This window comes from Streptomyces chrestomyceticus JCM 4735, assembly GCF_003865135.1.
Taxonomy (GTDB): domain Bacteria; phylum Actinomycetota; class Actinomycetes; order Streptomycetales; family Streptomycetaceae; genus Streptomyces; species Streptomyces chrestomyceticus.
Map to the genome: position 1 here is coordinate 5,064,104 of NZ_BHZC01000001.1, position 25,773 is coordinate 5,089,876.

The 25,773-nt window shown below is 68.1% G+C and carries 18 protein-coding genes and 3 rRNA genes; 16 read left to right on the top strand and 5 right to left on the bottom strand.

Features of this window, described 5'->3' with window-relative positions; genetic code table 11:
• Positions 1 to 37 precede the first annotated feature (37 nt).
• Positions 38 to 1,378, bottom strand: coding sequence for an MFS transporter (locus EJG53_RS21800; protein WP_125049511.1), 1,341 nt, complete (start codon positions 1,376 to 1,378; stop codon positions 38 to 40).
• Positions 1,379 to 1,510: 132 nt separating this feature from the next.
• Here EJG53_RS21800 and EJG53_RS21805 point away from each other — a divergent pair, with 132 nt between their 5' ends.
• The 11 genes from EJG53_RS21805 to EJG53_RS21855 all read left to right on the top strand — a co-directional run bounded on the left by EJG53_RS21805 (position 1,511) and on the right by EJG53_RS21855 (position 14,056).
• Positions 1,511 to 2,071 carry a MarR family winged helix-turn-helix transcriptional regulator gene (locus tag EJG53_RS21805; protein WP_031013006.1) on the top strand — a complete coding sequence of 187 codons (561 nt, stop codon included), beginning with the start codon at positions 1,511 to 1,513 and terminating at the stop codon, positions 2,069 to 2,071.
• Positions 2,072 to 2,886: 815 nt separating this feature from the next.
• A 16S ribosomal RNA gene (locus tag EJG53_RS21810) occupies positions 2,887 to 4,415 on the top strand.
• 302 nt (positions 4,416 to 4,717) lie between these two features.
• A 23S ribosomal RNA gene (locus EJG53_RS21815) occupies positions 4,718 to 7,839 on the top strand.
• A gap of 74 nt (positions 7,840 to 7,913) precedes the next feature.
• Positions 7,914 to 8,030: ribosomal RNA gene (gene rrf, locus EJG53_RS21820) — 5S ribosomal RNA — on the top strand.
• The 16S, 23S and 5S rRNA genes sit together here, the layout of an rRNA operon.
• Positions 8,031 to 8,158: 128 nt before the next feature.
• The gene (locus EJG53_RS21825) at positions 8,159 to 8,812 is read left to right on the top strand and encodes an HAD family hydrolase (protein WP_125046208.1); all 654 of its coding nucleotides are present in this window, start codon (positions 8,159 to 8,161) and stop codon (positions 8,810 to 8,812) included.
• A gap of 95 nt (positions 8,813 to 8,907) precedes the next feature.
• Positions 8,908 to 10,089, top strand: coding sequence for an acetoin utilization protein AcuC (locus EJG53_RS21830; RefSeq protein WP_125046209.1), 1,182 nt, complete (start codon positions 8,908 to 8,910; stop codon positions 10,087 to 10,089).
• 125 nt (positions 10,090 to 10,214) lie between these two features.
• Positions 10,215 to 11,069: a phosphatase gene (locus EJG53_RS21835; RefSeq protein ID WP_125046210.1), complete on the top strand. Its 855-nt coding sequence runs from the start codon at positions 10,215 to 10,217 to the stop codon at positions 11,067 to 11,069.
• A gap of 128 nt (positions 11,070 to 11,197) precedes the next feature.
• Positions 11,198 to 11,407 (top strand): helix-turn-helix domain-containing protein, encoded by a 210-nt coding sequence (locus EJG53_RS21840; protein WP_051831566.1) that lies wholly within the window; start codon positions 11,198 to 11,200, stop codon positions 11,405 to 11,407.
• Between the two features lie 119 nt (positions 11,408 to 11,526).
• On the top strand, positions 11,527 to 11,625 hold the full coding sequence (locus EJG53_RS21845) for a 30S ribosomal protein bS22 (protein WP_003948845.1): 99 nt from the start codon (positions 11,527 to 11,529) through the stop codon (positions 11,623 to 11,625).
• 362 nt (positions 11,626 to 11,987) lie between these two features.
• Positions 11,988 to 13,037, top strand: a complete 1,050-nt coding sequence (locus EJG53_RS21850; RefSeq protein ID WP_125046212.1) for an NAD-dependent epimerase/dehydratase family protein — start codon at positions 11,988 to 11,990, stop codon at positions 13,035 to 13,037.
• 14 nt (positions 13,038 to 13,051) lie between these two features.
• Positions 13,052 to 14,056, top strand: coding sequence for a lysophospholipid acyltransferase family protein (locus EJG53_RS21855; protein ID WP_125046213.1), 1,005 nt, complete (start codon positions 13,052 to 13,054; stop codon positions 14,054 to 14,056).
• A gap of 132 nt (positions 14,057 to 14,188) precedes the next feature.
• Here EJG53_RS21855 and EJG53_RS21860 read toward each other — a convergent pair whose 3' ends face one another.
• From EJG53_RS21860 to EJG53_RS21875, 4 genes are all read right to left on the bottom strand, one after another.
• Entirely contained in the window at positions 14,189 to 15,415 is a 1,227-nt protein-coding gene (locus EJG53_RS21860) for a DUF5667 domain-containing protein (RefSeq protein WP_125046214.1), read from the bottom strand.
• Positions 15,416 to 15,898: 483 nt separating this feature from the next.
• Positions 15,899 to 16,681 carry an ECF subfamily RNA polymerase sigma factor, BldN family gene (locus EJG53_RS21865; protein WP_125046215.1) on the bottom strand — a complete coding sequence of 261 codons (783 nt, stop codon included), beginning with the start codon at positions 16,679 to 16,681 and terminating at the stop codon, positions 15,899 to 15,901.
• 1,149 nt (positions 16,682 to 17,830) lie between these two features.
• On the bottom strand, positions 17,831 to 18,727 hold the full coding sequence (locus EJG53_RS21870; RefSeq protein WP_371858808.1) for an HAD family hydrolase: 897 nt from the start codon (positions 18,725 to 18,727) through the stop codon (positions 17,831 to 17,833).
• 328 nt (positions 18,728 to 19,055) lie between these two features.
• Positions 19,056 to 19,334, bottom strand: a complete 279-nt coding sequence (locus EJG53_RS21875; protein WP_030024824.1) for a glutaredoxin family protein — start codon at positions 19,332 to 19,334, stop codon at positions 19,056 to 19,058.
• A 378-nt stretch (positions 19,335 to 19,712) separates the two neighbouring features.
• On the opposite strand from EJG53_RS21875, the gene EJG53_RS21880 reads away from it, so the two are divergent.
• The 5 genes from EJG53_RS21880 (at position 19,713) to hemB (ending at position 25,707) form a co-directional block, all read left to right on the top strand.
• Positions 19,713 to 20,555, top strand: coding sequence for a redox-sensing transcriptional repressor Rex (locus EJG53_RS21880; protein ID WP_125046217.1), 843 nt, complete (start codon positions 19,713 to 19,715; stop codon positions 20,553 to 20,555).
• A 100-nt stretch (positions 20,556 to 20,655) separates the two neighbouring features.
• On the top strand, positions 20,656 to 22,095 hold the full coding sequence (locus EJG53_RS21885; RefSeq protein WP_125046218.1) for a glutamyl-tRNA reductase: 1,440 nt from the start codon (positions 20,656 to 20,658) through the stop codon (positions 22,093 to 22,095).
• Positions 22,092 to 23,069, top strand: coding sequence for a hydroxymethylbilane synthase (gene hemC, locus EJG53_RS21890; RefSeq protein ID WP_125046219.1), 978 nt, complete (start codon positions 22,092 to 22,094; stop codon positions 23,067 to 23,069). The genes EJG53_RS21885 and hemC overlap by 4 nt, the downstream gene beginning before the upstream one ends.
• Positions 23,066 to 24,715, top strand: coding sequence for a bifunctional uroporphyrinogen-III C-methyltransferase/uroporphyrinogen-III synthase (locus EJG53_RS21895; RefSeq protein ID WP_031008398.1), 1,650 nt, complete (start codon positions 23,066 to 23,068; stop codon positions 24,713 to 24,715). Before hemC ends, EJG53_RS21895 begins: the two co-directional genes overlap by 4 nt.
• Positions 24,712 to 25,707: a porphobilinogen synthase gene (gene hemB, locus EJG53_RS21900; protein WP_125046220.1), complete on the top strand. Its 996-nt coding sequence runs from the start codon at positions 24,712 to 24,714 to the stop codon at positions 25,705 to 25,707. The genes EJG53_RS21895 and hemB overlap by 4 nt, the downstream gene beginning before the upstream one ends.
• The last annotated feature ends 66 nt before the right edge of the window (positions 25,708 to 25,773 follow it).

Consider the following 25,773-nt stretch of genomic DNA (forward strand, 5'->3'; position numbering starts at 1 on the left):
GGGTCCGGCCCGTAGGCAGCCGGTTGGGCCGTGCGGCTTACGCCACCGCCGTGACGGACTCCCGTCGCGGCGCACCGGCGCCGGCCGCCGTCTCGGCGCCCGTGTCGGTGACCGTGCCGGCCGGCGCGTCCGGAGTGAAGGCCCGGATGTGCGGGTTGTCCTGCGCCGGGGTCAGCATCCGCCCCAGCCGCAGCGCCAGCAGGCTGATGCCGACGGTGCAGAGCACCAGCGTCCCGATGTACGGGGCCGCCAGCCCGTGGCCCACCATGAGGGCGCCCATCCCCGGGCCGATCGCCAGGGCGAGCTGCTTCACCAGGGCGAAGACCGAGTTGTAGAGACCGACCAGGGACGTCGGCGCGAGGTCGGCCACCAGCGGGGCCACCGTCGGCGAGAGCAGCGACTCCCCTATACCGAACAGGGCGTACGTCGAGATCAGCAGAGTGGTGGCCACCGCGTGCGCACCGTGCACCAGGCCCGACAGGCCGGCGGCCAGCCACGCCACGGTCCATATCAGCCCGACCACGGCCATCACCCGGCTGCGCCGCCGCCGCTCGACCAGCTTGAGGACCACGAACTGGGCCGCCACGATCGCGGCCGTGTTGGCGGCCAGCGCGATACCGAGCGTGGACGGCGCGATGTGCGTGACCTCGGTGGCGTACGCCGCGAGCCCCGACTCGAACTGGCCGTAGCAGGCAAAGAACAGCACGAAGCCCAGCAGGCACAGCCACATCATGCGGCGGTCGGTGAACAGCGAGCGCAGGGCACCCTTGCCGCGGGCCTCGCCCGGCACCGGGTCCTCGACCCGCGCCGTACGCGGCAGCCGTACGGTCGCGATGGCCGCGCCCAGCACCAGGAACATCACGGCCTCGATCGCGAAGAGCCGGACGAAGCTGTCGGCCGCCGTCTCGTCGACCAGCAGGCCGCCGATCAGGCCGCCGATGCCCAGACCGAGGTTGTTCAGGAAGAACTGGGTGGCGAACGCGCGCGAACGGGTGACCGCCGTCGAGCACCACACGATCATCGTGGCCAGGGCCGGCTGGATCACCGCGATACCGGCGCCGAGCGCCACGGCGGACAGGATGACCAGCGGTTCGGTGGTGGACAGCCCGAGCCCGAGCGACCCGACGGCGGAGGTGACGGCACCCACGACGGCGACCGGCAGCGGACCCCGCCGGTCGATCGCCCAGCCGGTGAACGGCAGCACGAGGAGCGCGGCGAAGGCCAGTGTCATCAGTACGAGACCGGCCGTGCCCGCGCCTAGATCCCGCACCTTCGCCACATAGACGTAGAGATACGGAACCGTGAAGCCGTTACCGAACGCGCTCAGCGCGTTGCCCAGCTGGATCCGGCGCAGCGCGGCGCCCATCGCGGTGGTCACACTCACCTACCTAGGTCAGATCGAGGGGGACTGGACAGTCACACCCTGAAGACTTCAACACTAAAGTTCGAAGCTAAAGAGTACATGGCGAAGGACTTCAATGCCAATGAGGTCCGTGTCATACTTCCCGGCATGTCAGAGCCCTCAGATGCGGCCCACAGTCCTGCGGAGCCGAGCCTCGAGGAACAGATCGCCGCTTACCAGCGCGAGTTCCAAGGTCTCGATCCCCAGGTGGAGCAGGTCGTCTCCGCACTGCAGCGCCTCAACCGCCGGATGAACGTCGCCTACGGACGGCAGACCGCGACCCTCAACATGAGCAACGCGGAGTGGGAGGTGCTGAAGGCCCTCGTCGTCGCGGGGGCGCCCTACCAAATGGGCCCCGGCGAGCTGGCCAAACGCCTCGGTCTCACGCCGGCCGCCATGACCCATCGCATCGACCGGATGGCGAGCGAGGGTCTGGTGACGCGGGAGCGGGACGAGGCCAACCGCGTACGGGTGATCGTCGAGCTCACCCAGGAAGGCCGCGAGAAGTGGGTCGAGGCGATGCGGATGGCCTCGGTCTTCGAGGAGGACCTGCTCCAGGACCTCTCCAACGAGGAGCGCGGACAGCTCGGCGAGATGCTGACGCGCCTGCTGTGCCGCGTCGAGGACGCCCAGCCGGACGCCGACGGTCGGCTGAACGATCTGGACTGAGCGGCTGGCCGACTGGCCGGCTGCGGCCGACCGGCCACGGCTGACGCGGGCGCAAAACCGGTTGACCAGAGGTGGTTGACATGGCCCGCCGCCGTACGTAAGGTTCTTCGAGTTGCCATGGAGCTGTAACGGTTCTGCGGTAGCCCCTCGCGCCGCACCGGCGGCACAACCACTACTGCACGACTCCCGAACGGGACGAATTTCGCATGCCGAAATTCCGACCAGTGACTCGATTATGCGTCACCGGGAAAAGGCACTAACGTAGTGATCACGCCGGAAGGCGCGAACAACCCCCTCCGACGGGGAATCGGATTCACATTCGAACCGACCAGCTTCCTTCACCGGAAGCCCGGAACGAAAAGCAGATCTGATAGAGTCGGAAAGACCGAAAAGCGAAAGCCGGACGGTCACCCCGCTCCAACAGGGGCCGGAAACGGAAAGCGGAAACGCCGAACGGATCTGGTAAGGTTGGAACCGCGAAGAAGCCGAAAGGCCGAAACGCACCGGCGGAAATCAGGACCGCGAGGATCTGATAGAGTCGGAAACGCAAGACCGAAGGGAAGCGCCCGGAGAGCCTGGTGAAACAGGCACAAAGGAAGCGTCCGTTCCTTGAGAACTCAACAGCGTGCCAAAAGTCAACGCCAGATATGTTGATACCCCGTCCACCGGCAGCAGCCGGAGGATGAGGTTCCTTTGAAAAGCCCACCAGCATCCACGCGGTGCGGGTGGCACACACAGCGAGGACGCTGTGAACGGGAAGCCTATTCCGCTTCCTGTTCCGCTCTCGTGTGTGTTACCGGGATAACCCGGAAACATTCACGGAGAGTTTGATCCTGGCTCAGGACGAACGCTGGCGGCGTGCTTAACACATGCAAGTCGAACGATGAACCTCCTTCGGGAGGGGATTAGTGGCGAACGGGTGAGTAACACGTGGGCAATCTGCCCTGCACTCTGGGACAAGCCCTGGAAACGGGGTCTAATACCGGATACGACACGGGATCGCATGATCTCCGTGTGGAAAGCTCCGGCGGTGCAGGATGAGCCCGCGGCCTATCAGCTTGTTGGTGGGGTAATGGCCTACCAAGGCGACGACGGGTAGCCGGCCTGAGAGGGCGACCGGCCACACTGGGACTGAGACACGGCCCAGACTCCTACGGGAGGCAGCAGTGGGGAATATTGCACAATGGGCGAAAGCCTGATGCAGCGACGCCGCGTGAGGGATGACGGCCTTCGGGTTGTAAACCTCTTTCAGCAGGGAAGAAGCGCAAGTGACGGTACCTGCAGAAGAAGCGCCGGCTAACTACGTGCCAGCAGCCGCGGTAATACGTAGGGCGCAAGCGTTGTCCGGAATTATTGGGCGTAAAGAGCTCGTAGGCGGCTTGTCACGTCGGATGTGAAAGCCCGGGGCTTAACCCCGGGTCTGCATTCGATACGGGCAGGCTAGAGTTCGGTAGGGGAGATCGGAATTCCTGGTGTAGCGGTGAAATGCGCAGATATCAGGAGGAACACCGGTGGCGAAGGCGGATCTCTGGGCCGATACTGACGCTGAGGAGCGAAAGCGTGGGGAGCGAACAGGATTAGATACCCTGGTAGTCCACGCCGTAAACGTTGGGAACTAGGTGTGGGCGACATTCCACGTCGTCCGTGCCGCAGCTAACGCATTAAGTTCCCCGCCTGGGGAGTACGGCCGCAAGGCTAAAACTCAAAGGAATTGACGGGGGCCCGCACAAGCGGCGGAGCATGTGGCTTAATTCGACGCAACGCGAAGAACCTTACCAAGGCTTGACATACACCGGAAAACCCTGGAGACAGGGTCCCCCTTGTGGTCGGTGTACAGGTGGTGCATGGCTGTCGTCAGCTCGTGTCGTGAGATGTTGGGTTAAGTCCCGCAACGAGCGCAACCCTTGTTCTGTGTTGCCAGCATGCCCTTCGGGGTGATGGGGACTCACAGGAGACTGCCGGGGTCAACTCGGAGGAAGGTGGGGACGACGTCAAGTCATCATGCCCCTTATGTCTTGGGCTGCACACGTGCTACAATGGCCGGTACAATGAGCTGCGATACCGCGAGGTGGAGCGAATCTCAAAAAGCCGGTCTCAGTTCGGATTGGGGTCTGCAACTCGACCCCATGAAGTCGGAGTCGCTAGTAATCGCAGATCAGCATTGCTGCGGTGAATACGTTCCCGGGCCTTGTACACACCGCCCGTCACGTCACGAAAGTCGGTAACACCCGAAGCCGGTGGCCCAACCCCTTGTGGGAGGGAATCGTCGAAGGTGGGACTGGCGATTGGGACGAAGTCGTAACAAGGTAGCCGTACCGGAAGGTGCGGCTGGATCACCTCCTTTCTAAGGAGCTTCTAGGCAGCCGCAAGGTTGTCCAGAGCCACTACGCAGGCGAATGTTCTGCGGTGGTTTGCTCATGGGTGGAACGTTGACTACTCGGCACACTTGACTCACTGGTTACTAGTACTGCTTCGGCGTGGAACGTGTCAGGGGGGCGAGGGTGTCGGGCACGCTGTTGGGTGTCTGAGGGCACGGACTGAGAGTCTGTACCTTCAAACGCCGGCCCCAGTGAACCGGTCCGTCAGGGCTGGGTGGTGGGTGGCTGGTCGTTGCTTGAGAACTGCACAGTGGACGCGAGCATCTGTGGCCAAGTTTTTAAGGGCGCACGGTGGATGCCTTGGCACCAGGAACCGATGAAGGACGTGGGAGGCCACGATAGGCCCCGGGGAGCTGTCAACCGAGCTTTGATCCGGGGGTGTCCGAATGGGGAAACCCGGCAGTCGTCATGGGCTGTCACCCATACCTGAACACATAGGGTATGTGGAGGGAACGCGGGGAAGTGAAACATCTCAGTACCCGCAGGAAGAGAAAACAACCGTGATTCCGGGAGTAGTGGCGAGCGAAACTGGATGAGGCCAAACCGTATTGGTGTGATACCCGGCAGGGGTTGCCAGTGCGGGGTTGTGGGATCTCTTTTCTGCAGTCTGCCGGCTGTGGGACGAGTCAGAAACCGTTGATGTAGGCGAAGGACATGCGAAAGGTCCGGCGTAGAGGGTAAGACCCCCGTAGCTGAAACATCAGCGGCTCGTTTAAGAGACACCCAAGTAGCACGGGGCCCGTGAAATCCCGTGTGAATCTGGCGGGACCACCCGCTAAGCCTAAATATTCCCTGGTGACCGATAGCGGATAGTACCGTGAGGGAATGGTGAAAAGTACCGCGGGAGCGGAGTGAAATAGTACCTGAAACCGTGTGCCTACAAGCCGTGGGAGCGTCGCTATGCAGCTTGCTGCATAGTCGTGACTGCGTGCCTTTTGAAGAATGAGCCTGCGAGTTTGCGGTATGTTGCGAGGTTAACCCGTGTGGGGAAGCCGTAGCGAAAGCGAGTCCGAAGAGGGCGTTGAGTAGCGTGCCCAAGACCCGAAGCGGAGTGATCTAGCCATGGGCAGGTTGAAGCGGAGGTAAGACTTCGTGGAGGACCGAACCCACCAGGGTTGAAAACCTGGGGGATGACCTGTGGTTAGGGGTGAAAGGCCAATCAAACTCCGTGATAGCTGGTTCTCCCCGAAATGCATTTAGGTGCAGCGTCGTGTGTTTCTTGCCGGAGGTAGAGCACTGGATAGGCGATGGGCCCTACCGGGTTACTGACCTTAGCCAAACTCCGAATGCCGGTAAGTGAGAGCGCGGCAGTGAGACTGTGGGGGATAAGCTCCATGGTCGAGAGGGAAACAGCCCAGAGCATCGACTAAGGCCCCTAAGCGTGTGCTAAGTGGGAAAGGATGTGGAGTCGCAGAGACAACCAGGAGGTTGGCTTAGAAGCAGCCATCCTTGAAAGAGTGCGTAATAGCTCACTGGTCAAGTGATTCCGCGCCGACAATGTAGCGGGGCTCAAGCACACCGCCGAAGTCGTGTCATTGCAGTACATACCTCTAACGGGGACTGTGATGGGTAGGGGAGCGTCGTGTGCCGGGTGAAGCAGCACCGGAAGGTAGTTGTGGACGGTTCACGAGTGAGAATGCAGGCATGAGTAGCGATACACACGTGGGAAACGTGTGCGCCGATTGACTAAGGGTTCCTGGGTCAAGCTGATCTGCCCAGGGTAAGTCGGGACCTAAGGCGAGGCCGACAGGCGTAGTCGATGGACAACCGGTTGATATTCCGGTACCCGCTTTGAAGCGCCAAACATCGAATCAGGCGATGCTAAGTCCGTGAAGCCGCCCTGAGCTCTTCGGAGCGTAGGGGAGTGGTGGAGCCGATGATCCAGACTTGTAGTAGGTGAGTGATGGGGTGACGCAGGAAGGTAGTCCAGCCCGGGCGGTGGTTGTCCCGGGGTAAGGGTGTAGCCCGTCATCTAGGCAAATCCGGATGACATGGAGGGTGAGACCTGATGCCGAGCCGATTGTGGTGAAGTGGATGATCCTATGCTGTCGAGAAAAGCCTCTAGCGAGTTTCATGGCGGCCCGTACCCTAAACCGACTCAGGTGGTCAGGTAGAGAATACCGAGGCGTTCGGGTGAACTATGGTTAAGGAACTCGGCAAAATGCCCCCGTAACTTCGGGAGAAGGGGGGCCATTGCTGGTGATGAGTCTTGCACTCTGAGCTGGTGGTGGCCGCAGAGACCAGCGAGAAGCGACTGTTTACTAAAAACACAGGTCCGTGCGAAGCCGTAAGGCGATGTATACGGACTGACGCCTGCCCGGTGCTGGAACGTTAAGGGGACCGGTTAGCTCTGTTTCGACAGGGCGAAGCTGAGAACTTAAGCGCCAGTAAACGGCGGTGGTAACTATAACCATCCTAAGGTAGCGAAATTCCTTGTCGGGTAAGTTCCGACCTGCACGAATGGCGTAACGACTTCTCGACTGTCTCAACCATAGGCCCGGTGAAATTGCACTACGAGTAAAGATGCTCGTTTCGCACAGCAGGACGGAAAGACCCCGGGACCTTTACTATAGCTTGATATTGGTGTTCGGTTCGGCTTGTGTAGGATAGGTGGGAGACTGTGAACTCGTCACGCCAGTGGCGGGGGAGTCGTTGTTGAAATACCACTCTGGTCGTGCTGGATGTCTAACCTGGGTCCGTGATCCGGATCAGGGACAGTGTCTGGTGGGTAGTTTAACTGGGGCGGTTGCCTCCTAAAGAGTAACGGAGGCGCCCAAAGGTTCCCTCAGCCTGGTTGGCAATCAGGTGTTGAGTGTAAGTGCACAAGGGAGCTTGACTGTGAGACTGACGGGTCGAGCAGGTACGAAAGTAGGGACTAGTGATCCGGCGGTGGCTTGTGGAAGCGCCGTCGCTCAACGGATAAAAGGTACCCCGGGGATAACAGGCTGATCTTCCCCAAGAGTCCATATCGACGGGATGGTTTGGCACCTCGATGTCGGCTCGTCGCATCCTGGGGCTGGAGTCGGTCCCAAGGGTTGGGCTGTTCGCCCATTAAAGCGGTACGCGAGCTGGGTTTAGAACGTCGTGAGACAGTTCGGTCCCTATCCGCTGTGCGCGTAGGAGTCTTGAGAAGGGCTGTCCCTAGTACGAGAGGACCGGGACGGACGAACCTCTGGTGTGCCAGTTGTCCTGCCAAGGGCATGGCTGGTTGGCTACGTTCGGAAAGGATAACCGCTGAAAGCATCTAAGCGGGAAGCCTGCTTCGAGATGAGGGCTCCCTCCTCCTTGAGAGGGTAAGGCTCCCAGTAGACGACTGGGTTGATAGGCCAGATATGGAAGCCTGGTAACGGGTGGAGTTGACTGGTACTAATAGGCCGAGGGCTTGTCCTCAGTTGCTCGCGTCCACTGTGTTAGTTCTGAAGTAACGAACTCGCCTTGCCGGCTGGAGTTCATCTTCATAGTGTTTCGGTGGTCATAGCGTTAGGGAAACGCCCGGTTACATTTCGAACCCGGAAGCTAAGCCTTTCAGCGCCGATGGTACTGCAGGGGGGACCCTGTGGGAGAGTAGGACGCCGCCGAACAATTTTTCAGCTCTGGTCCCTGAACCTCTGGTTCAGGGACCAGAGCTTTTTTGCGTTCCCGGAGAAGGCGCGGCACGGTCCCCGGGTAATTTTTCGGCCCCTCCGGGCATGGCGTTTACGCTCGAAGGATGCGTTATGACCTCATCATCTTCGACAATGACGGTGTGCTCGTCGACAGCGAGCCGCTTTCCAACACCATCCTTGCCGGTTACCTCACCGAACTCGGCCATCCCACCTCGTACGAGGAATCGCTGCGCGACTACATGGGCGCCGCGGTGCACCGGGTGCACGACCTCGTCAAGGAGCGGACCGGGCAGCTCCTCCCCGAGGACTTCGAGACCACGCTGCACGCGCGCGTCTTCGAAGCTTTCGAGCGGGAGCTGGAGCCGGTCGCCGGCGTGGACGAGGTGCTGGGCAAGCTGACGGCCGACGGGACGCCGTACTGCGTGGCCTCCTCCGGCAGCCACGAGCGGATCCGCGTCGGCCACCGCAAGACCGGCCTCGACGAGTGGTTCGAAGAGGAGTGGATCTTCAGCTCGCAGGACGTCGGCAAGGGCAAGCCGGCCCCCGACCTCTTCCTTCACGCGGCCCGTGAGATGGGTGTGGCGCCCGAGCGCTGCGCGGTGATCGAGGACAGCCCGCTCGGCGTCCAGGCCGCCGTCGCCGCCGGTATGGACGTGTACGGCTTCACCGCCATGACCCCCGCGGAGAAGCTGACCGCGGCCGGTCCGGTCACCGGCCTCTTCGCGCGCATGGAAGAGCTGCCGGCGCTGCTCGCGTAGCCCCGGCCGCCCCCGCATCGGCCCGTACCGCCCTGCCCTCCCTCCGCCCCCTACCCCGCCTTCCGCCCTGAGCCCGGACCGATACGGTGACGGGCATGAGCGGCCGTGCACAACTGATGTGGGACGAGGCAGTAACGGGCTACGACTTCGGGCCCGGCCATCCGATGGACCCGGTCCGGCTCGCGCTGACCATGCGGTTGGTGGAGGCGTACGGACTCGACCGGGGACCGGACGCGGTGGAGGTCGTGGCCGCGAAGGCCGCCGGGATCTCCACGCTGCGGCTCGTGCACCGCGAGGACTACATCGACGCCGTACGGAAGGCATCGGCCGACCCGAAGACCGCCGACCCCGTGTACGGGCTCGGCACCGAGGACGACCCGGCGTTCGCCGGGATGCACGAGGCGTCGGCACTGATCGCGGGGCAGTCGGTGGGGGCCGCGGAGGCGGTGTGGCGCGGCGAGGCCCTGCACGCGGTGAACTTCGCGGGCGGTCTCCACCACGCGATGCCGGGCGGCGCGGCGGGGTTCTGCATCTACAACGACGCGGCGCTGGCCGTCGCACGTCTGCTGGAGCTGGGTGCCGAGCGCGTCGCGTACGTGGATGTGGACGTGCACCACGGGGACGGCGTGCAGGCCGCCTTCTGGGACGACCCTCGGGTCCTGACGATCTCCCTGCACGAACACCCCCGGACGCTCTTTCCGCAGACCGGCTGGCCTGAGGAGACCGGCGGGCGCGAGGCCGTAGGCAGCGCGGTGAACGTGGCGCTGCCGGCCGGTACCGGCGACGAGGGGTGGCTGCGGGCCTTCCACGCGGTGGTGCCGGACCTGCTGGACGCGTTCCGGCCCGATGTCCTCGTCACGCAGCACGGGGCCGACACCCACTTCGAGGACCCGCTCGCGCACCTGGCGGTGAGCCTGGACGCGCAGCGGGCGGTGGCGGCGGCCTGCCACGACCTGGCGCACGAGACGGCCGACGGCCGGTGGATCGCGCTGGGAGGCGGCGGCTACGCGGTGGTGGACGTCGTCCCCCGTACCTGGACCCACCTGGTGGCGATCGCGGCGGGGCGCCCGATCGAGCCCACGTCGGCGGTGCCGGAGGAGTGGCGGCACGAGGTCTACCGGCGCACGCGCCAGGGCGGGCCGCACCGGATGACGGACGGACGCGGGACGGGCTGGAGCGACTTCGTCGGCGACGGTTACGACCCGGCCGACCGCCTGGACCAGGCGATCCTGGCGACGCGCCGGGCGGTTTTCCCCGCGCACGGGCTGCTGCCGTAAAGCGCTCAGGCTGCTGCCGTAAGGCGCACGGACGGCTCCGGAGCCAAGTCGTACTTCGGGGCCCATACGCCCGGATGTGTGACTACTGGGCGGTTCGGGCATGGACCGGAGTTCGGGGCGTCAGCATGGGACCCGTGTGGGGCACCGGTGCGGGCACGGACGGGTCGGCGGCGGCCGAAGCGCTGAAGTCGCATGTGGTCAGGGCGCGGCTCGCGGGGACGATCGCGACCTCCAGGGAGAAGAGCCTCACCCGCTACCGTCTCTTCGCGGCCGGCGACCCGCGGGTACTGATCGGTCTGGAGCCCGAGAACGACTGGTCTGTGGCAGAAGTTCTTCAGGTGATGGCTGAGCAGTGTGGAGTTTCGGCCGACCCTGGACATACTTCCGGCCCAGATGTGATCGATCCGCACCGTACGCTGGTGGGGCTCGACGCCTTCGCCGACCGGCTCGGCGCGGCGGCCGCCCGGCACGCTCCGGTACTGATCGGGACCGGCCATCCGCACCGGCTGCTGGGCTTCTACGGCGGCCTGGCAGACGCCCTGTCGGCGGCGGGATGCCCCCTTCTCACCCCGGCGTATGGCCGCTGTGTCGACATAGCGACCCGATTCGGGGTACGCACGTACAACCTTGACTACGTACGGGGAGTCGCGCTGATGCGCGAACCGGGCGTGCGGCGCACCGCCGGTGAGCCGGGTGTGCACACGCACTCCCCCCTCCCGGTTCGTACCGCCCTCGACGCCGCGGCAGACGCCGGCGGACCCCTTCCCGAGCTGGTGATCGGTGACCACGGATGGGTCTGCGGAGCAGGTCAGCTGGGCTTTGAGGCCATCGGACTGGCGGATACGGACGATCCCGCGCTGTTCGTCGGACAGGCCGAGGGGCGGGTGTCCGCCGTAGTTCCGCTTGATGACGCTGTGCGGTCTGATTACTACCGACCGCTTACTCGCTATGTACTCAATCGAGCGTGTCTGTCACAGTAGGCGGCCGATCGCTGCTCCTCTTCCCCACTCGCATCACCCGCCCCTAACCTGGGGAGTGAGCGCACAGCGACGGGGAGTCACCGGAGGGGAAGCCGGTGCCCGTCATGTGCGGAAGGTTCAGGTGTGTCATGGCTGCAGAGCAAAGGCCTCTCAACGAGGTCGTGTTCCTGACCGTGGCGGAAGTCGCCACGGTGATGCGAGTGTCGAAGATGACCGTGTACCGCTTGGTGCACAGCGGTCATCTGCCCGCGATCCGAGTGGGGAGGTCGTTCCGGGTCCCGGAGCAAGCGGTTCACGACTACCTCCGTGAGTCCTATGTGGGGGTGGAATCGGCCTGAGGGGCTCAAGGTGACCCTCGGATTACGCCGTAGGCTCGACGGCGGGTAGGCTGGCCCGATGTAGGTAGTGTGGGCTCGGACGCCCCGCACCGAGTGATACGAAGTGAGCGAGGGTAGTCGTGGGCTCTGTTATCAAGAAGCGGCGCAAGCGGATGGCCAAGAAGAAGCACCGCAAGCTGCTCAAGCGCACCCGTGTTCAGCGTCGCAACAAGAAGTAAGCAACGCTGATCGCGATTCCGCAGCCTCTCACCGCAGTACGCGGTGGGGGGCTGCGGTGCGTTTCGGGGGCCCTTTCGCGGTGCACCCGGTGAGGCGCGGACCGGGCGGCCGATACCCGGACGGCGTCACCGGCCGGGCGAGGTGTTCCGAGCCCGGCGGAGTTTCCCGAAAGCACGGCCCGCGGGAGAGCACGGCTCCGGCCCTGCGGAAAAGTCGGCCGACGGGTCGGGCAAAGCTCGGGCCAAGGCTTGAAATGTAGCTCAGCGCATCCCGCGGTCATCACAGCGCAACAACGACCCGATAGCGTGGCCGCACAGCTCGGCTCACGCGAGGGACAAAGGGCGGGAAGGAAGGGCTGATCTTGGGAAAGGTCGTGCTCGTCACTGGAGTCGCACGGCAACTGGGGGGCCGGTTCGTACGACGCATTCAGCGCGACCCCGACGTCGGCCGGGTGATCGGAGTCGATGCCGTGGAGCCCGAGCACTCCTTGGGCGGCGCCGATTTCCTCAAGGCCGACATCCGGCATCCGGCCATAGCCAGAGTGCTGGCCGAGACCAATGTGGACACCGTGGTCCACATGGACATCAACGGCACGCCGCTGGGCGGCCGCGGCAGCCGGGCGACGGTCAAGGAGACCAATGTCATCGGCACCATGCAACTGCTCGGTGCCTGCCAGAAAGCGCCCAACGTCAAACGGCTGGTGGTGAAGTCCAGCGCCAGCGTGTACGGCTCCGCGCCCCGCGACCCCGCGGTCTTCACCGAGACCACGCCCCCGAAGTCGCTGCCCAGTGGCGGCTTCGCGAAGGACGCGGTCGAGGTCGAGGGGTACGTACGCGGCTTCGCCAGGCGCCGGCCCGACGTGGCGGTGTGCGTCCTGCGCTTCGCCAACATCCTCGGGCCCTGCGCCGACTCACCGCTCGCCGAGTACTTCTCGCTGCCCGTCCTGCCCACGGTCCTGGGCTACGACCCGCGGCTGCAGTTCGTCCACGAGGACGACGCGATCGAGGCGCTGTGCCTGGCCTCCGGCAAGCCGCGCCGCGGCACGCTCAACAGCGGCACGTTCAACATCGCGGGGGACGGCGCCCTGCTGCTCTCCCAGTGCTCCCGGCGGCTCGGCCGGCCCACGCTGCCGCTGTTCCTGCCGACCGTCACCTGGGCCGGCACCGCGCTGCGTTCGGTCGGCGTGACCGACTTCTCGCCGGAGCAGATCCGGATGCTCACGCACGGCCGGGTCGTCCAGACGACCCAGATGCGCGAGACACTGGGGTTTCACCCGAAATACACGACGGCGGAGTCCTTCGCGGAGTTCGCCCGCAGCCGTGGGCCCGGGCTGCTGCCGCCCGAGGTCCTCGCCCGTACCGTCGACCGGCTCGCCGCCGTGCTGTGCGCACGCAGCGGCCCGACCCAGTGAGGAGTTCACCCACGATGGCGGACGCCAAGGTCATTCCTTTCGGCGAGGAGCCCCGGTCGCGCAGAAAGATCAAGCGGCCGGGCCGCGGAGGCCGCCGTACGCCGCTGTCGCCCGTACCGGAGCCGCGGCGGCAGGACGGGCGGGAACAGGTGCCGGGAGGGCCGCAGGGGGCGCCGGGGGCGTCCCTGGAGCAGCGGATCGCGGGCGGCCTGCGCTTCCTGCGCCGGCGGCTCACCGGCGAGTACGAGGTCGACGACTTCGGGTACGACGAGGAGCTGACCGACCAGGTCCTGATGTCGGTGCTGCGGCCTTTGTACGAGAAGTACTTCCGGGTCGAGGTCAAAGGCATCGAGAACATCCCGGCGGACGGCGGCGCGCTGATCGTCGCCAACCACTCCGGGACGCTGCCCCTGGACGGGCTGATGCTCCAGGTCGCGGTGCACGACCACCACCCCGCCGACCGGCACCTGCGGCTGCTCGCGGCCGACCTGGTCTTCGTTCTGCCGGTGATCAACGAGCTGGCGCGCAAGGCCGGGCACACCCTCGCCTGCGCCGAGGACGCCCAGCGGCTGCTGGAGCGCGGTGAGGTCGTCGGGGTGATGCCGGAGGGCTTCAAGGGCATCGGCAAGCCCTTCGCGGACCGCTACAAGCTCCAGCGGTTCGGGCGTGGCGGGTTCGTCTCCACCGCGCTGCGGGCCGGGGTGCCGATCGTGCCCTGCTCGATCGTGGGCGCCGAGGAGATCTACCCGAAGATCGGGGACGCCAAGACGCTGGCGCGGGTGCTGGGCTTCCCGTACTTCCCGCTGACGCCGACCTTCCCGTGGTTCGGGCCGCTGGGGCTGGTGCCGCTGCCGACGAAGTGGACGATCCAGTTCGGGGAGCCGATCCCGACGGACGGGTATCCGGCGGAGGCGGCGGACGACCCGATGCTGATGTTCAACCTGACGGACCAGGTACGGGAGACGATCCAGCACACCCTGTACAAGCTGCTGGTGCAGCGGCGGTCGGTCTTCTTCTGACGCTGCCGCCCGGCAGGCCGGGGCCGCGGGACCATACGGTACGGGGCTGCTCCGTGAACGCTCGCGACGCCCCGGCGCCGTGTGGTGGCACCGGGGCGTCGAGGCGTCGGGTGGCGGCCCGACGCGAGCGGGTCAGCCCAGCGGGTTCTTGCCGTCGAGGCCGATGTCCGGCAGCAGCCCGGGGAGCAGCGGCGGGATCGTGACGTCGGGCTCGTGCGGCGTCTCCTTGCTCTTGCCGGTGCCCTTGCCGTCCGGCTCCGGGGTGCCGGAGTCGGCGGGCGGATCGAGCAGGCCGCCCGTGCTGCCGCCGAGCAGGCCCTCGTCCTCATGGGACGGGGACGAGGCCGACGGGTGCTGCGGCGTGTGCGAGCCGTCCGCCTCGCTGGACGTGGAGGCGCTCTTCCCGGACGGTGACGGGTGATCCGTACGGCCCTGGGTGCTGCCCGGGGCGGGTGCCGCGGGGGCCTTCTCGCGGTGGCTCTCGCCGCCCAGGTGCTTGGGCAGCAGGGAGCGCAGCGGGCCGACCTCTTCGTCTATGGCGTCGAAGACCGAGCTGACCTCGTCACGCACGTCCGTCAACTGGACCGGCAGGCGGTCGCGCAGCCGGGTCCAGCTTTCGCGGTGCGACTTGGTGAAGGAGTTGAGGGTCTGGATCGGGCCGAGGGAGCCGTCGCGCTCGTACTCCTCGTGGAGGAGGCGGTGGCCCTCGCCGGCGTCCTGCTTGACGCCGGACAGCGCCTTGCGGATCTCGCCGAGCGACTCGTGGTCGAGGGGGCCGGAGCGGAGGCGCTCCATGAGGCGGTGGGCCTCGGACATGCGGGTGGACGCCTGGTCGAGGAAGAGGCGGCCACGGTCGGCCACGTCGCCCGTCAGGTTCAGCTTCAGGTCCTCCATGCCCCGCTTGAGCGGGTACAGCGAGTCGCCGGGGAGCGCGTCGGAGCTGGCGGCGGCGACGCCGCTGAAGGCGCCGGCCGCGACGCCCACCGTCAGGCCGCCCGCCGCGAGCCCCTTCGACAGCCGCGACCGGGGGCGCAGCCGTCCCAGGGACTTCGCCGCGCGGTGCGCGCCGCGCGTCCCGCGCTGCTGCGGCACCCGGGAGCCGTCGGACGCGGCGCCCTCGGCGAAGGCCGCCTCCATCGCCGCGATGAGCTGGGCCCGGTGGACGGTCTTGACCTCGGGGTCCAACTCCGGCTTGGGGAGTTCTCCGAGGGTGCCGGCGACCGCCAACAGCCTTGTTTCTCCGCACGCTTCCGCCGGTGTGCCGACCTCGTCCTCGGCCGCCGCGCCCGGAAGGACCTGATCCTCCAGGGCCTGGGCGAAGGCGTTAGCCCGCCGGTGCACCGATACGTTCGCGATCACGGGCGGCACCTCCTCTCGTCATCCCGCTCGACTCCCCGGACTGGCTTGACTATCCAGACGGGCCGGAAGGTTGCACGCCCTGTTCGCATCCACTCGATCGAGTGAGAGGGTGCGGGCATGGCGTGACCGCGGGGAGCCTGCGTTCTGCACAACGAGCGCCGCGGCACTTGGGTTACGCACTCACGATGATCTGACGGAACGGTCACGAACGGACACCCACGGTCGATCACCGCGGTGGCCGGCGCCGGGCGTGTCAGCGGGCACGGTCGGCGCACCCGGAGGCGTACGAAAGGCGTGGCCGTCAACATCGGTCCGGGAGATTCAGGCGATCGGGGCGGTGGTCCAAGCGTTAGTCCTGGCGGCGGGCCGGAGCGGACGGTCCGGGGCGGTGAGGCAGGCGGAAGCGCAGTGGGCACGGGGACGCGGGTGGCAACCGGGGCACGGCAGGCGGCACGGACCGGGGCCCGTGCGCCGTGGCGGCGGTCAGCGGGCGTCGTCCGGGAGCAGCCGCGCCAGGGTCCGTACGGCGCGGTACTGCAGCGTCTTGATGGCGCCCTCGTTCTTCCCCATGACGCGGGCGGTCTCCGCGACCGACAGGCCCTGGAGGAAGCGCAGCGTCACGCACTCCTGCTGCTGCGGATTGAGCTTGCGGACCGCCTCCAGCAGCGCCGCGTTGGACAGCGACTCCAGCACCGAGTCCTCGGGGCTGCGTTCGACCTCGTTGGCGTCGAGCATCTCACCGGTGGTGACCTCCAGGCGGAAGCGCGACGACTTGAAGTGGTCGGCGACCAGGTTGCGGGCGATCGTGACCAGCCAGGCCCCGAAGTCGCGGCCCTGCCAGGTGAACGTGCCGATGCGGCGCAGAGCGCGCAGGAACGTCTCGCTGGTCAGGTCCTCGGCCGTGGCCCGGCCGCCCACCCGGTAGTAGATGTAGCGGTAGACCGTGTCGGCGTACTGGTCGTAGAGCCGGCCGAACGCCTCTGCCTCGCCGGCCTGCGCGCGCTCGACGAGGTCCATCATGCGGCGGCTGTCGCTGTCGGCGGGGCGCCGGGCGGCGGGCGTGCCCGCGCCGCGGCGGGTTCTGCCGCCGGTCTTGGTGACGGTGGTGGCGCTTCCGTCGGCCAGGGCGTAGCAGGGACCGGCGGGGGTGGCTGTGGCGAATGCGGGGACGGCGATCGCGGTGGGGACAAAACTGCGCAGGTGGTCGACGAGTGTCGTACGCAGCGTAGCCAGGCCCGAGGCGTCAACCCCGACGTGTGGGTACACGGGACTCCCAGAGGCAGAGCTTCCATCACGTGCAGTGCGGGACCGTTCACCCGTCGTAGGGACGCGTGGGTACCGGTTTGCGTCTGAGGAGAATAACGCTTCGTACAGGCAGCGCTACACCCAGTTGCTCAAATCATCGATTACTTCTGGTCCGTTACGAATTCATGCCCGATCAAGTATCGATTCCTGAGCAGATATTGATCAGAAAGGAACGTGATCTGCCTGGTTGCGGGGCGCCTTGTGGCGGAGCGGGGGTGGCGGGACTGTGGGGGGTGGGGTGGGGGTAGGTAGCGGGGATTGGCCCGGGTGTGGGGGGCGCGCTTCGCGCGGAGGGGTGCGCTGACGCGCGGTTCGCATTGGTTTCGTTGGGGGGCGGGGGCGCGCAGGGGGCCAACTCCTCGGCACCGTGGACCGCAACGTGACTTTTTTTCGGTAACGCAGAGGCCCGGCTGCCTGCGGGGATGGCCCCCTACACGCCCCCTCCGGCCGGTTCGGCGAGCCGAGGTCGGTGGGGGAAGTTTTCGATGACGCAGGAGGGCGCCTCTCCTGGGGGTGAGGCTCACGGGGTGGGGGCGGGACGGCAGGCCCCTCCCCGGCGATGCAACGCGCACACCAGGCCGGCTCACGCCGACGCGGCTCCGCCGCGCCCCCGGGCGCTGACGCGCCGGAGGACGGGGTGCTGAGGCACCCACCCCGGGGCGCTCGGCTTGTCAGAGACCCCGGCCCGATCGCTCGGGAAGCAGCCCGAGCCCCCACCACCGGACCCATCACGCACGACGCGAGCCCCGGGCCGGGAGCGTTTGGGCTTGCAAAAGCCCCAGCCCCATCGCTCCGATAGCCGCTCGACGGCCAGGGCTCGGGGTCCCGCAGGGGTCTCCCCGCAGGCAGCCGGGCCTCTGCGTCGCCGAATGAAAGCACGTTGAGGTACACGGTGCCGTGGGGGCACCCCCGGCCGAAGGCTGGGGGAGAGTGACCCCGGAGGGACCCCGAGCCCCCCACCACCGGACCTATCGCGCGAGACGCGCGCCCCAGACCCGGTGCGCTTGGGCTTGTGAAAGCCCCAGCCCGGCCGCACCGAAAGCCACCCGAGCACCTACCACCGGACCAACCGCGCGCAACGCGCGCCCAGCCGAAGGCAGAAGAACCGGTTCAGCGCCTCCGCCGCTGAAGCGCCACCGCCGCGGCCGCCCCGCCGGCGAGCGCCCCCACGCCGGCCGCCGCCGGGATGCCGATCTTCACGGCCTTGCGGCCGGTCCGGTAGTCGCGCAGGCGCCAGCCCTGTTCGCGGGCGTGCTTGCGCAGGCGGCCGTCGGGGTTGACCGCGTACGGGTGGCCGACCAGCGACAACATCGGGATGTCGTTGGCGGAGTCGCTGTAGGCGGCGCAGCGCCCCAGGTCCAGGCCCTCGGCGGCGGCCAGGGCCCGTACGGCTTCGGCCTTGGCGGGGCCGTGCAGGGGTTCGCCGACCAGTTTGCCGGTGTAGACGCCGCCGACGGACTCGGCGACGGTGCCGAGCGCGCCGGTCAGGCCGAGCCGCCGGGCGATGATCGTCGCGGTCTCGACGGGGGCGGCGGTGACCAGCCAGACCTTCTGGCCCGCGTCCAGGTGGGCCTGGGCGAGGGCGCGGGTGCCGGGCCAGATCCGTTCGGCCATGTACTCGTCGTAGATCTCCTCGCCGATGGTCATCAGCTCGGAGACGCGGTGGCCCTGGACGATGGAGAGCGCGCTGTTGCGGGCGTCCGCCATGTGCTCGGGGTTCTCCGAGCCGATGAAACGGAAGTAGATCTGCTGCCAGACGAAGCGGGCCAGGTCGCGCTTGTGGAAGAAGCGCCGCTTGTACAGGCCGCGTCCGAAGTGGAAGAGGGACGCGCCCTGCATGACGGTGTTGTCGAGGTCGAAGAAGGCGGCGGCGTGGGTGTCGCCGACGACCGGGAACTCCGGCTCTTCGGGGTCCTCGCCCTGGGCGGCCGCTTCCTGGGCCTCGGCGGCCTCGGCCTCCAGTGAGGACTTGCGCGCGGCCTCGGCGGCGGCCTCGCCTGCGAGCACGCTGCGCGCGGTGGCGGGGCGCCTACGGCGGCTGAACCACCCCGTGGGGAGGAGCGCGCCGTAGGCGTTCCTACGGGGACGGCGGGCGGACGACGGGTGGGCCATGTAGCTAGCGTAGCCAGGTTGTTCGGTGCGGCCGGTTACGGCCGGATGTCCGGCGGCCGCGCTGTGGCCGACCGTTGCGTTACGGCCATCCCGGGGACGGTGCCGGGCCGCGGGGGCGTGCGCTGCCGTGGGGGCGTACGCCGGGCGGTTCCGGTGCCGTACGCGGCCTGGCCTGCCGGGCGTAGCCGAGCTCGTACCGCTGTGGGGGCGGTGGCTCGTACCGTCAGGCGCCGAGTGCCTTGCGCAGCCGCTGGGGGTCGACCCGCCAGAAATCGTGCTGCGCGCCGTCCACGAGGACGACCGGAATCTGTTCCCAGTACTTGCGGTACAGCTCCTGGTCCTGGGTGATGTCCTTCTTCTCCCAGGAGGCGCCGGTCTCGGCGCAGACGCGCTCGATGACTTCCTGTGCGACATCACACAGGTGGCAGCCGGGCTTGCCGATGAGCGTGACCGTGCTGTCGGCGGGGTTCTTGCGGGCGCTGCGGCTGAAGAGGGAGGCCATGACCGTCATTGTGCCTCCGTCCGGGGCGTCGCCGCGTCGCTGACGTGTCCCCGTCACCGCGCTGCCGGACGGGGCGGATAGTCGCCTGAGTCGACTACCATCGGTGGGCGATTTGTAGGTTTCCGGGGTGATAGCGGTGAGGAGTGAGGGCGCGTGTGGCCGTCGGCGCTCCCGTGTTACCGGCGCGAAACGTGTGAACGGTGCGCCGGGGGAGTTGGTTCCGCGAAGCGGCGTAAAAGCCGCGTGACCCCCGTCACTTTGGCCGGACAAAGCGGACACCATCTTTGTGCACGCGTTCACAAAGACATAGCCTGCTGTCGACGGGGCGGTCGGGAAACCTACGGCCGTCCACAGCCCCGCTCTACCCGCAGGAGCACCGTGGCAACTGGCCGAACTCACCGACCGGCGACCCGAAGCCGAGGGATTCCCGAGGCCACCGTCGCCCGGCTTCCGCTGTATCTGCGCGCGTTGACCGCGCTCTCCGAGCGCTCGGTCCCCACGGTCTCCTCCGAGGAACTCGCCGCCGCCGCGGGGGTCAACTCCGCCAAGCTGCGCAAGGACTTCTCCTACCTCGGTTCGTACGGCACCCGCGGGGTCGGCTACGACGTGGAGTACCTCGTCTACCAGATCTCCCGCGAGCTGGGCCTGACGCAGGACTGGCCGGTCGTGATCGTCGGTATCGGTAACCTCGGCGCAGCCCTGGCCAACTACGGCGGCTTCGCCTCCCGCGGGTTCCGCGTCGCCGCGCTGATAGACGCCGACCCGGCGATGGCGGGCAAGCCGGTGGCGGGCATCGCCGTCCAGCACACCGACGAGCTGGAAAAGATCATCAAGGACAACGGCGTCTCGATCGGTGTGATCGCGACCCCGGCGGGCGCCGCCCAGCAGGTCTGCGACCGGCTCGTCGCGGCCGGTGTCACCTCCATCCTGAACTTCGCGCCGACCGTGCTGACCGTCCCGGACGGCGTGGACGTGCGCAAGGTCGACCTGTCGATAGAACTGCAGATCCTGGCCTTCCACGAGCAGCGCAAGGCGGGCGAGGACGCGGGCCAGGACGACGGGTCCGACGACGCCCGCGCCGTCGCCGCGCGCGAGGCCCGGCGGGCCGTGCGCGAGGTGCGCGAGGCCGCGGGCAAGACCGGCCCGGACGCGCCCGCGCCCGCCGGTGCGTCCGACCGCAAGGGACCCGACGGGGACGTACCCGCCGTGATGCCGGCATGAGCGAGCGCAGCGTGGGGGTACCCCCGGTCGGAGACTGGGGGAGAATCAACAAAAGGTGCGTCACAGGCGAAGGCTGTGCCTCGCGTAGCGAGGTGAAAGCATGAGCCTTCTTGTCGTAGGGCTCAGTCACCGCAGTGCCCCCGTGAGCGTGCTGGAGCACGCGGCCATCGCCCCCGAGGCGCGCGGCAAGCTGCTCCAGGACACGGTGTCGGCCGAGCCGGCCGCCGAGGCCGCGGTGCTCTCCACCTGCAACCGCATCGAGCTGTACGCCGACGTGGACAAGTTCCACGCCGGTGTCGCCGAGCTGTCCACCCTGCTGGCGCGGCACAGCGGCGCGGGCCTGGACGAGCTGACCCCGTACCTGTACGTGCACTACGAGGACCGGGCCGTCCACCACCTCTTCTCGGTGGCCTGCGGCCTGGACTCGATGGTCGTGGGCGAGGGCCAGATCCTCGGTCAGATCAAGGACGCGCTCGCGGTCGCGCAGGAGCAGCACACCGCGGGCCGGCTGCTGAACGACCTGTTCCAGCAGGCGCTGCGGGTCGGCAAGCGCGCCCACAGCGAGACCGGGATCGACAAGGCGGGCCAGTCGCTGGTCACCTTCGGTCTGGAGCAGCTTGCGGGCGACACCGATGTCGCCGAGTGGGCCCGGGGCAAGCGTGCCCTGGTCATCGGTGCCGGGTCGATGTCGTCGCTGGCCGCCACCACCCTCGTACGGGCCGGGGTGAGCGAGCTGGCGGTGGCCAACCGGACGGTGGAGCGCGCCGAGCGGCTGACGCGGATCCTGACCGAGCCGGGCTCGGCGGGCGCGCTGAACGGGCTGACCGCCCGCGCCGTGGCGATGACCGCCGTACAGTCCGAGCTGGCCCTGGCCGACGTCGTGGTGTCCTGTACGGGCGCCACCGGCCTGGTGCTGACCGGCGAGTCGATCGAGACGGCCGCGGAGACCCGCGCCGCCCGGATCGCGGCCGGTGACGGGTACGCCGGGACCGCGGGCGGTTCCGGCAGCGCGGTCGCGCCGGCGCCGGAGCTGGCGCTGCTCGACCTGGCCATGCCGCGTGACATCGACGCTGCCGCCCACCGGGCCGACGGCGTGCGCCTCGTCGACATCGAGTCGCTCGCCGACGCGTCCGCGGACGCTCCGATGGCGGCCGACGTGGACCGGGTGCGCGGCATCGTCTCCGACGAGGTGGCCGCGTTCGGCGCGGCGCAGCGGGCGGCGCACATCACCCCGACGGTGGTCGCGCTGCGCACCATGGCGGCGGACGTCGTGGCGAGCGAGATCGCCCGGCTGGACGGCCGCCTCCCCGACCTCGACGACAAGGAGCGCGCGGAGATCACCCAGACCGTGCGCCGGGTCGTCGACAAACTCCTGCACGCGCCCACCGTGCGGGTCAAGCAGCTTGCCAGCGAACCCGGCGGCGCCGGGTACGCGGACGCGCTGCGCGAACTCTTCGACCTCGACCCGCAGACGGTTGCCGCCGTCAGCCGGGCCGACACGCGGGCCGACGGCCCGCACACAGCACGGGAGCGGGCATGACTGACAGCAATCCACGGGCCCTGAGGCTGGGGACGCGGCGCAGCAAGCTCGCCATGGCCCAGTCCGGGATGGTGGCGGACGCGGTGCGCGAGGTCACCGGCCGTCCGGTAGAGCTGGTGGAGATCACCACCTACGGCGACACCTCGCGGGAGCACCTGGCGCAGATAGGCGGCACCGGTGTGTTCGTCTCCGCGCTGCGCGACGCGCTGCTCGACGGGACGATCGACTTCGCCGTGCACTCGCTGAAGGACCTGCCGACCGCGCAGCCCGCCGAGCTGGCGCTGGCCGCCGTACCGCTGCGCGAGGACCCGCGTGACGTGCTGGTGGCGCGCGACGGCCTGACCTTCGAGGAGCTGCCGGACGGTGCCCGGGTGGGGACCGGTTCGCCGCGCCGCATGGCGCAGTTGAACGCCTGGGCGCGTTCGCTGGGCCGGCAGGTGGAGACCGTGCCGATCCGCGGGAACATCGACACCCGTATCGGCTACGTCGAGAAGGGTGAGCTGGACGCGGTCGTGCTGGCCGCGGCCGGACTGTCCCGGCTCGGCCGGATCGAGGAGGCGACGGAACACCTGTCGCCCGACATGATTTTGCCCGCCCCCGGCCAGGGGGCCCTGGCGGTGGAGTGCGCCGCGCACAACGCGCAGCTCGCCGCCCAGCTCGCGGAGCTCGACGACCCGTTCACCCGGGCCGCCGTGACCGCCGAGCGTTCCCTGCTCGCCGCCCTGGAGGCCGGCTGCTCCGCACCTGTGGGTGCGCTGGCCGACCTGCAGGGGGACGGGCAGGCTGTCACCGAAATGCGCCTGCGTGGCGTCGTCGGCACGACCGACGGCTCGACGCTGGTGCAGCTGTCCACCACCGGACACGTACCCGCCTCTCTCGGCGACGCGGCGACCCCCGTGAACATGGGGCGCGAACTCGCCGCCGAGATGCTCGCGAAGGGTGCGGCCGGTCTTATGGGGGAGCGAGCACTTTGAGCCCCACCGCCCCGAACCATCCTGCCGCCGGCCAGGTCACCTTCATCGGCGCCGGACCCGGAGACCCGGGTCTGCTGACGTTGCGTGCCGTCGAGGCACTGGCCCGCGCCGACGTGCTGATCGCCGACCCGCAGGTGCTCGACGTCGTCCGCGGGCATGCGCGCCCGCAGGTGGACACGCCGCAGCAGCCCACGGCTGACGAAGCGTCAACCACCGCTGGAGTACCCGCGCTTAGGGACACCACCAATCTTGTCATGTCGGCTGTGCGCACCGGCAAGCGGGTGGTGCGTGCGGTGTCCGGCGACCCCGGACTGGACGCGCACGTCGCCGAGGAGATGCTGGCGTGCGCCGCCGAGGGCGTCGTCTTCGAGGTCGTGCCGGGCATCGCCGCCGCGGTCGGCGTGCCCGCGTACGCCGGTGTGCCGCTGCGCGACGCGGACGGCACGGACGTGCGGTTCATCGACGCGCGGACGGCCGGCGAGCGCTGCTGGACGGAGGTGGGCGCGAGCGACGCGACCGCCGTCGTGTCCACCTCGCTGGACTCGGTGGCCGCGGCGGCCGGCGAGCTGGTCTCCGCGGGCCGCAAGCCCGACACGCCGATGACGGTCACCGTCGCCGGTACGACGACACGCCAGCGGACCTGGAACGCCACCCTCGGGTCGGTCGCCCAGGTGCTGAAGGCCGCGAAGGTGCTGCCGTCGGCGGACGGCGGGCAGCCGGTCATAGCCGTGGTCGGTGAGCGCGGGGCCGCGGCCCGGCGCGACCAGCTCTCGTGGTTCGAGAACAAGCCGCTGTTCGGCTGGCGTGTCCTCGTGCCGCGGACCAAGGAGCAGGCCGCGTCGCTCTCCGACCAGCTCGTCGAGTACGGCGCGGTGCCGCACGAGGTGCCGACCATCGCCGTGGAGCCGCCGCGTACCCCGCAGCAGATGGAGCGCGCGGTCAAGGGCCTGGTCACCGGCCGTTACGAGTGGATCGCCTTCACCTCGGTCAACGCCGTCAAGGCGGTCCGGGAGAAGTTCGAGGAGTACGGGCTGGACGCCCGCGCGTTCGCCGGGATCAAGGTCGCGGCGGTGGGTGAGCAGACCGCCAAGGCGCTGATCGCCTTCGGTGTGAAGCCCGACCTCGTACCGTCCGGTGAGCAGTCCGCGGCCGGGCTGCTGGAGGACTGGCCGCCGTACGACCCGGTCTTCGACCCGATCGACCGTGTCTTCCTGCCGCGTGCCGACATCGCCACCGAGACGCTGGTGGCGGGCCTGATCGAGCTGGGCTGGGAGGTCGACGACGTCACGGCCTACCGGACCGTACGGGCCTCGCCGCCGCCGCAGGAGACCCGCGAGGCGATCAAGGGCGGCGGTTTCGACGCCGTGCTGTTCACCTCGTCCTCCACGGTGCGCAACCTGGTCGGCATCGCCGGCAAGCCGCACAACGTGACCGTGATCGCCTGTATCGGCCCGGCCACCGCAAAGACCGCCGAGGAGCACGGGCTGCGCGTGGACGTCATGTCGCCCGAGCCGTCGGTGCACAAGTTGGCCGAAGCGCTCGCGGAGTTCGGCGCGGCGCGGCGCGATGCCGCGCTGGAGGCCGGTGACCCGGTCACGCGTCCCAGCGAGCGCCGGCCCGGATCGCGTAGGAGGGCTCGCAGTTGAGCAGCAGTACGTACGGCAGCTTCCCCGGCGCCCGGCCGCGCCGGCTGCGCACCACGCCGGCCATGCGCCGGATGGTCGCCGAACACCGCCTGCACCCGGCGGACCTGATCCTGCCCGCGTTCGTGCGGGAGGGGATCTCGGAGCCGGTGCCGATCGGCGCGATGCCGGGCGTGCTGCAGCACACCCGTGACACGCTGCGGAAGGCCGCCGTAGAGGCGGTCGAGGCGGGCGTCGCCGGGATCATGCTGTTCGGTGTGCCGGAGGAGGCGAAGAAGGACGCGGCCGGTACGGCGGGCACGGACCCGGACGGCATCCTCCAGCAGGGCCTCCGCGATGTGCGCGCCGAGGTCGGCGACGACCTGGTGATCATGTCGGACCTGTGCCTGGACGAGTACACCGACCACGGCCACTGCGGCGTCCTGGACGCCGAGGGCCGGGTGGACAACGACGCGACGCTGGAGCGCTACGCCGAGATGGCGCAGGTCCAGGCGGACGCGGGCGCCCATGTGGTGGGTCCGAGCGGCATGATGGACGGCCAGGTCGGAGTCATCCGTGACGCGCTGGACCAGACCGGCCACGAGGACGTCTCGATCCTGGCCTACACCGCGAAGTACGCCTCGGCGTTCTTCGGCCCGTTCCGCGAGGCGGTCGGCTCGTCGCTCAAGGGCGACCGCAAGACCTACCAGCAGGACTACGGCAACTCCCGCGAGTCGCTGCGCGAGCTGGCGCTCGACCTCCAGGAGGGCGCCGACATGGTGATGGTCAAGCCGGGCATGCCGTACCTGGACGTGCTGGCGAAGATCGCGGAGGCGGTGGACGTGCCGGTCGCCGCGTACCAGATCTCCGGTGAGTACGCGATGGTCGAGGCCGCCGCCGAGAAGGGCTGGATCGACCGTGACGCGGCGATCCTGGAGGCCCTGACCGGCTTCAAGCGCGCGGGCGCGGACATGATCCTGACCTACTGGGCCACGGAGGTCGCGCGCAAGCTCTAGTTCCCCATCCGTGCCTCTGCTGTTGCGGCGTCGCACCCGTGTACCCAACTCTCGTAAGGGGGAGGG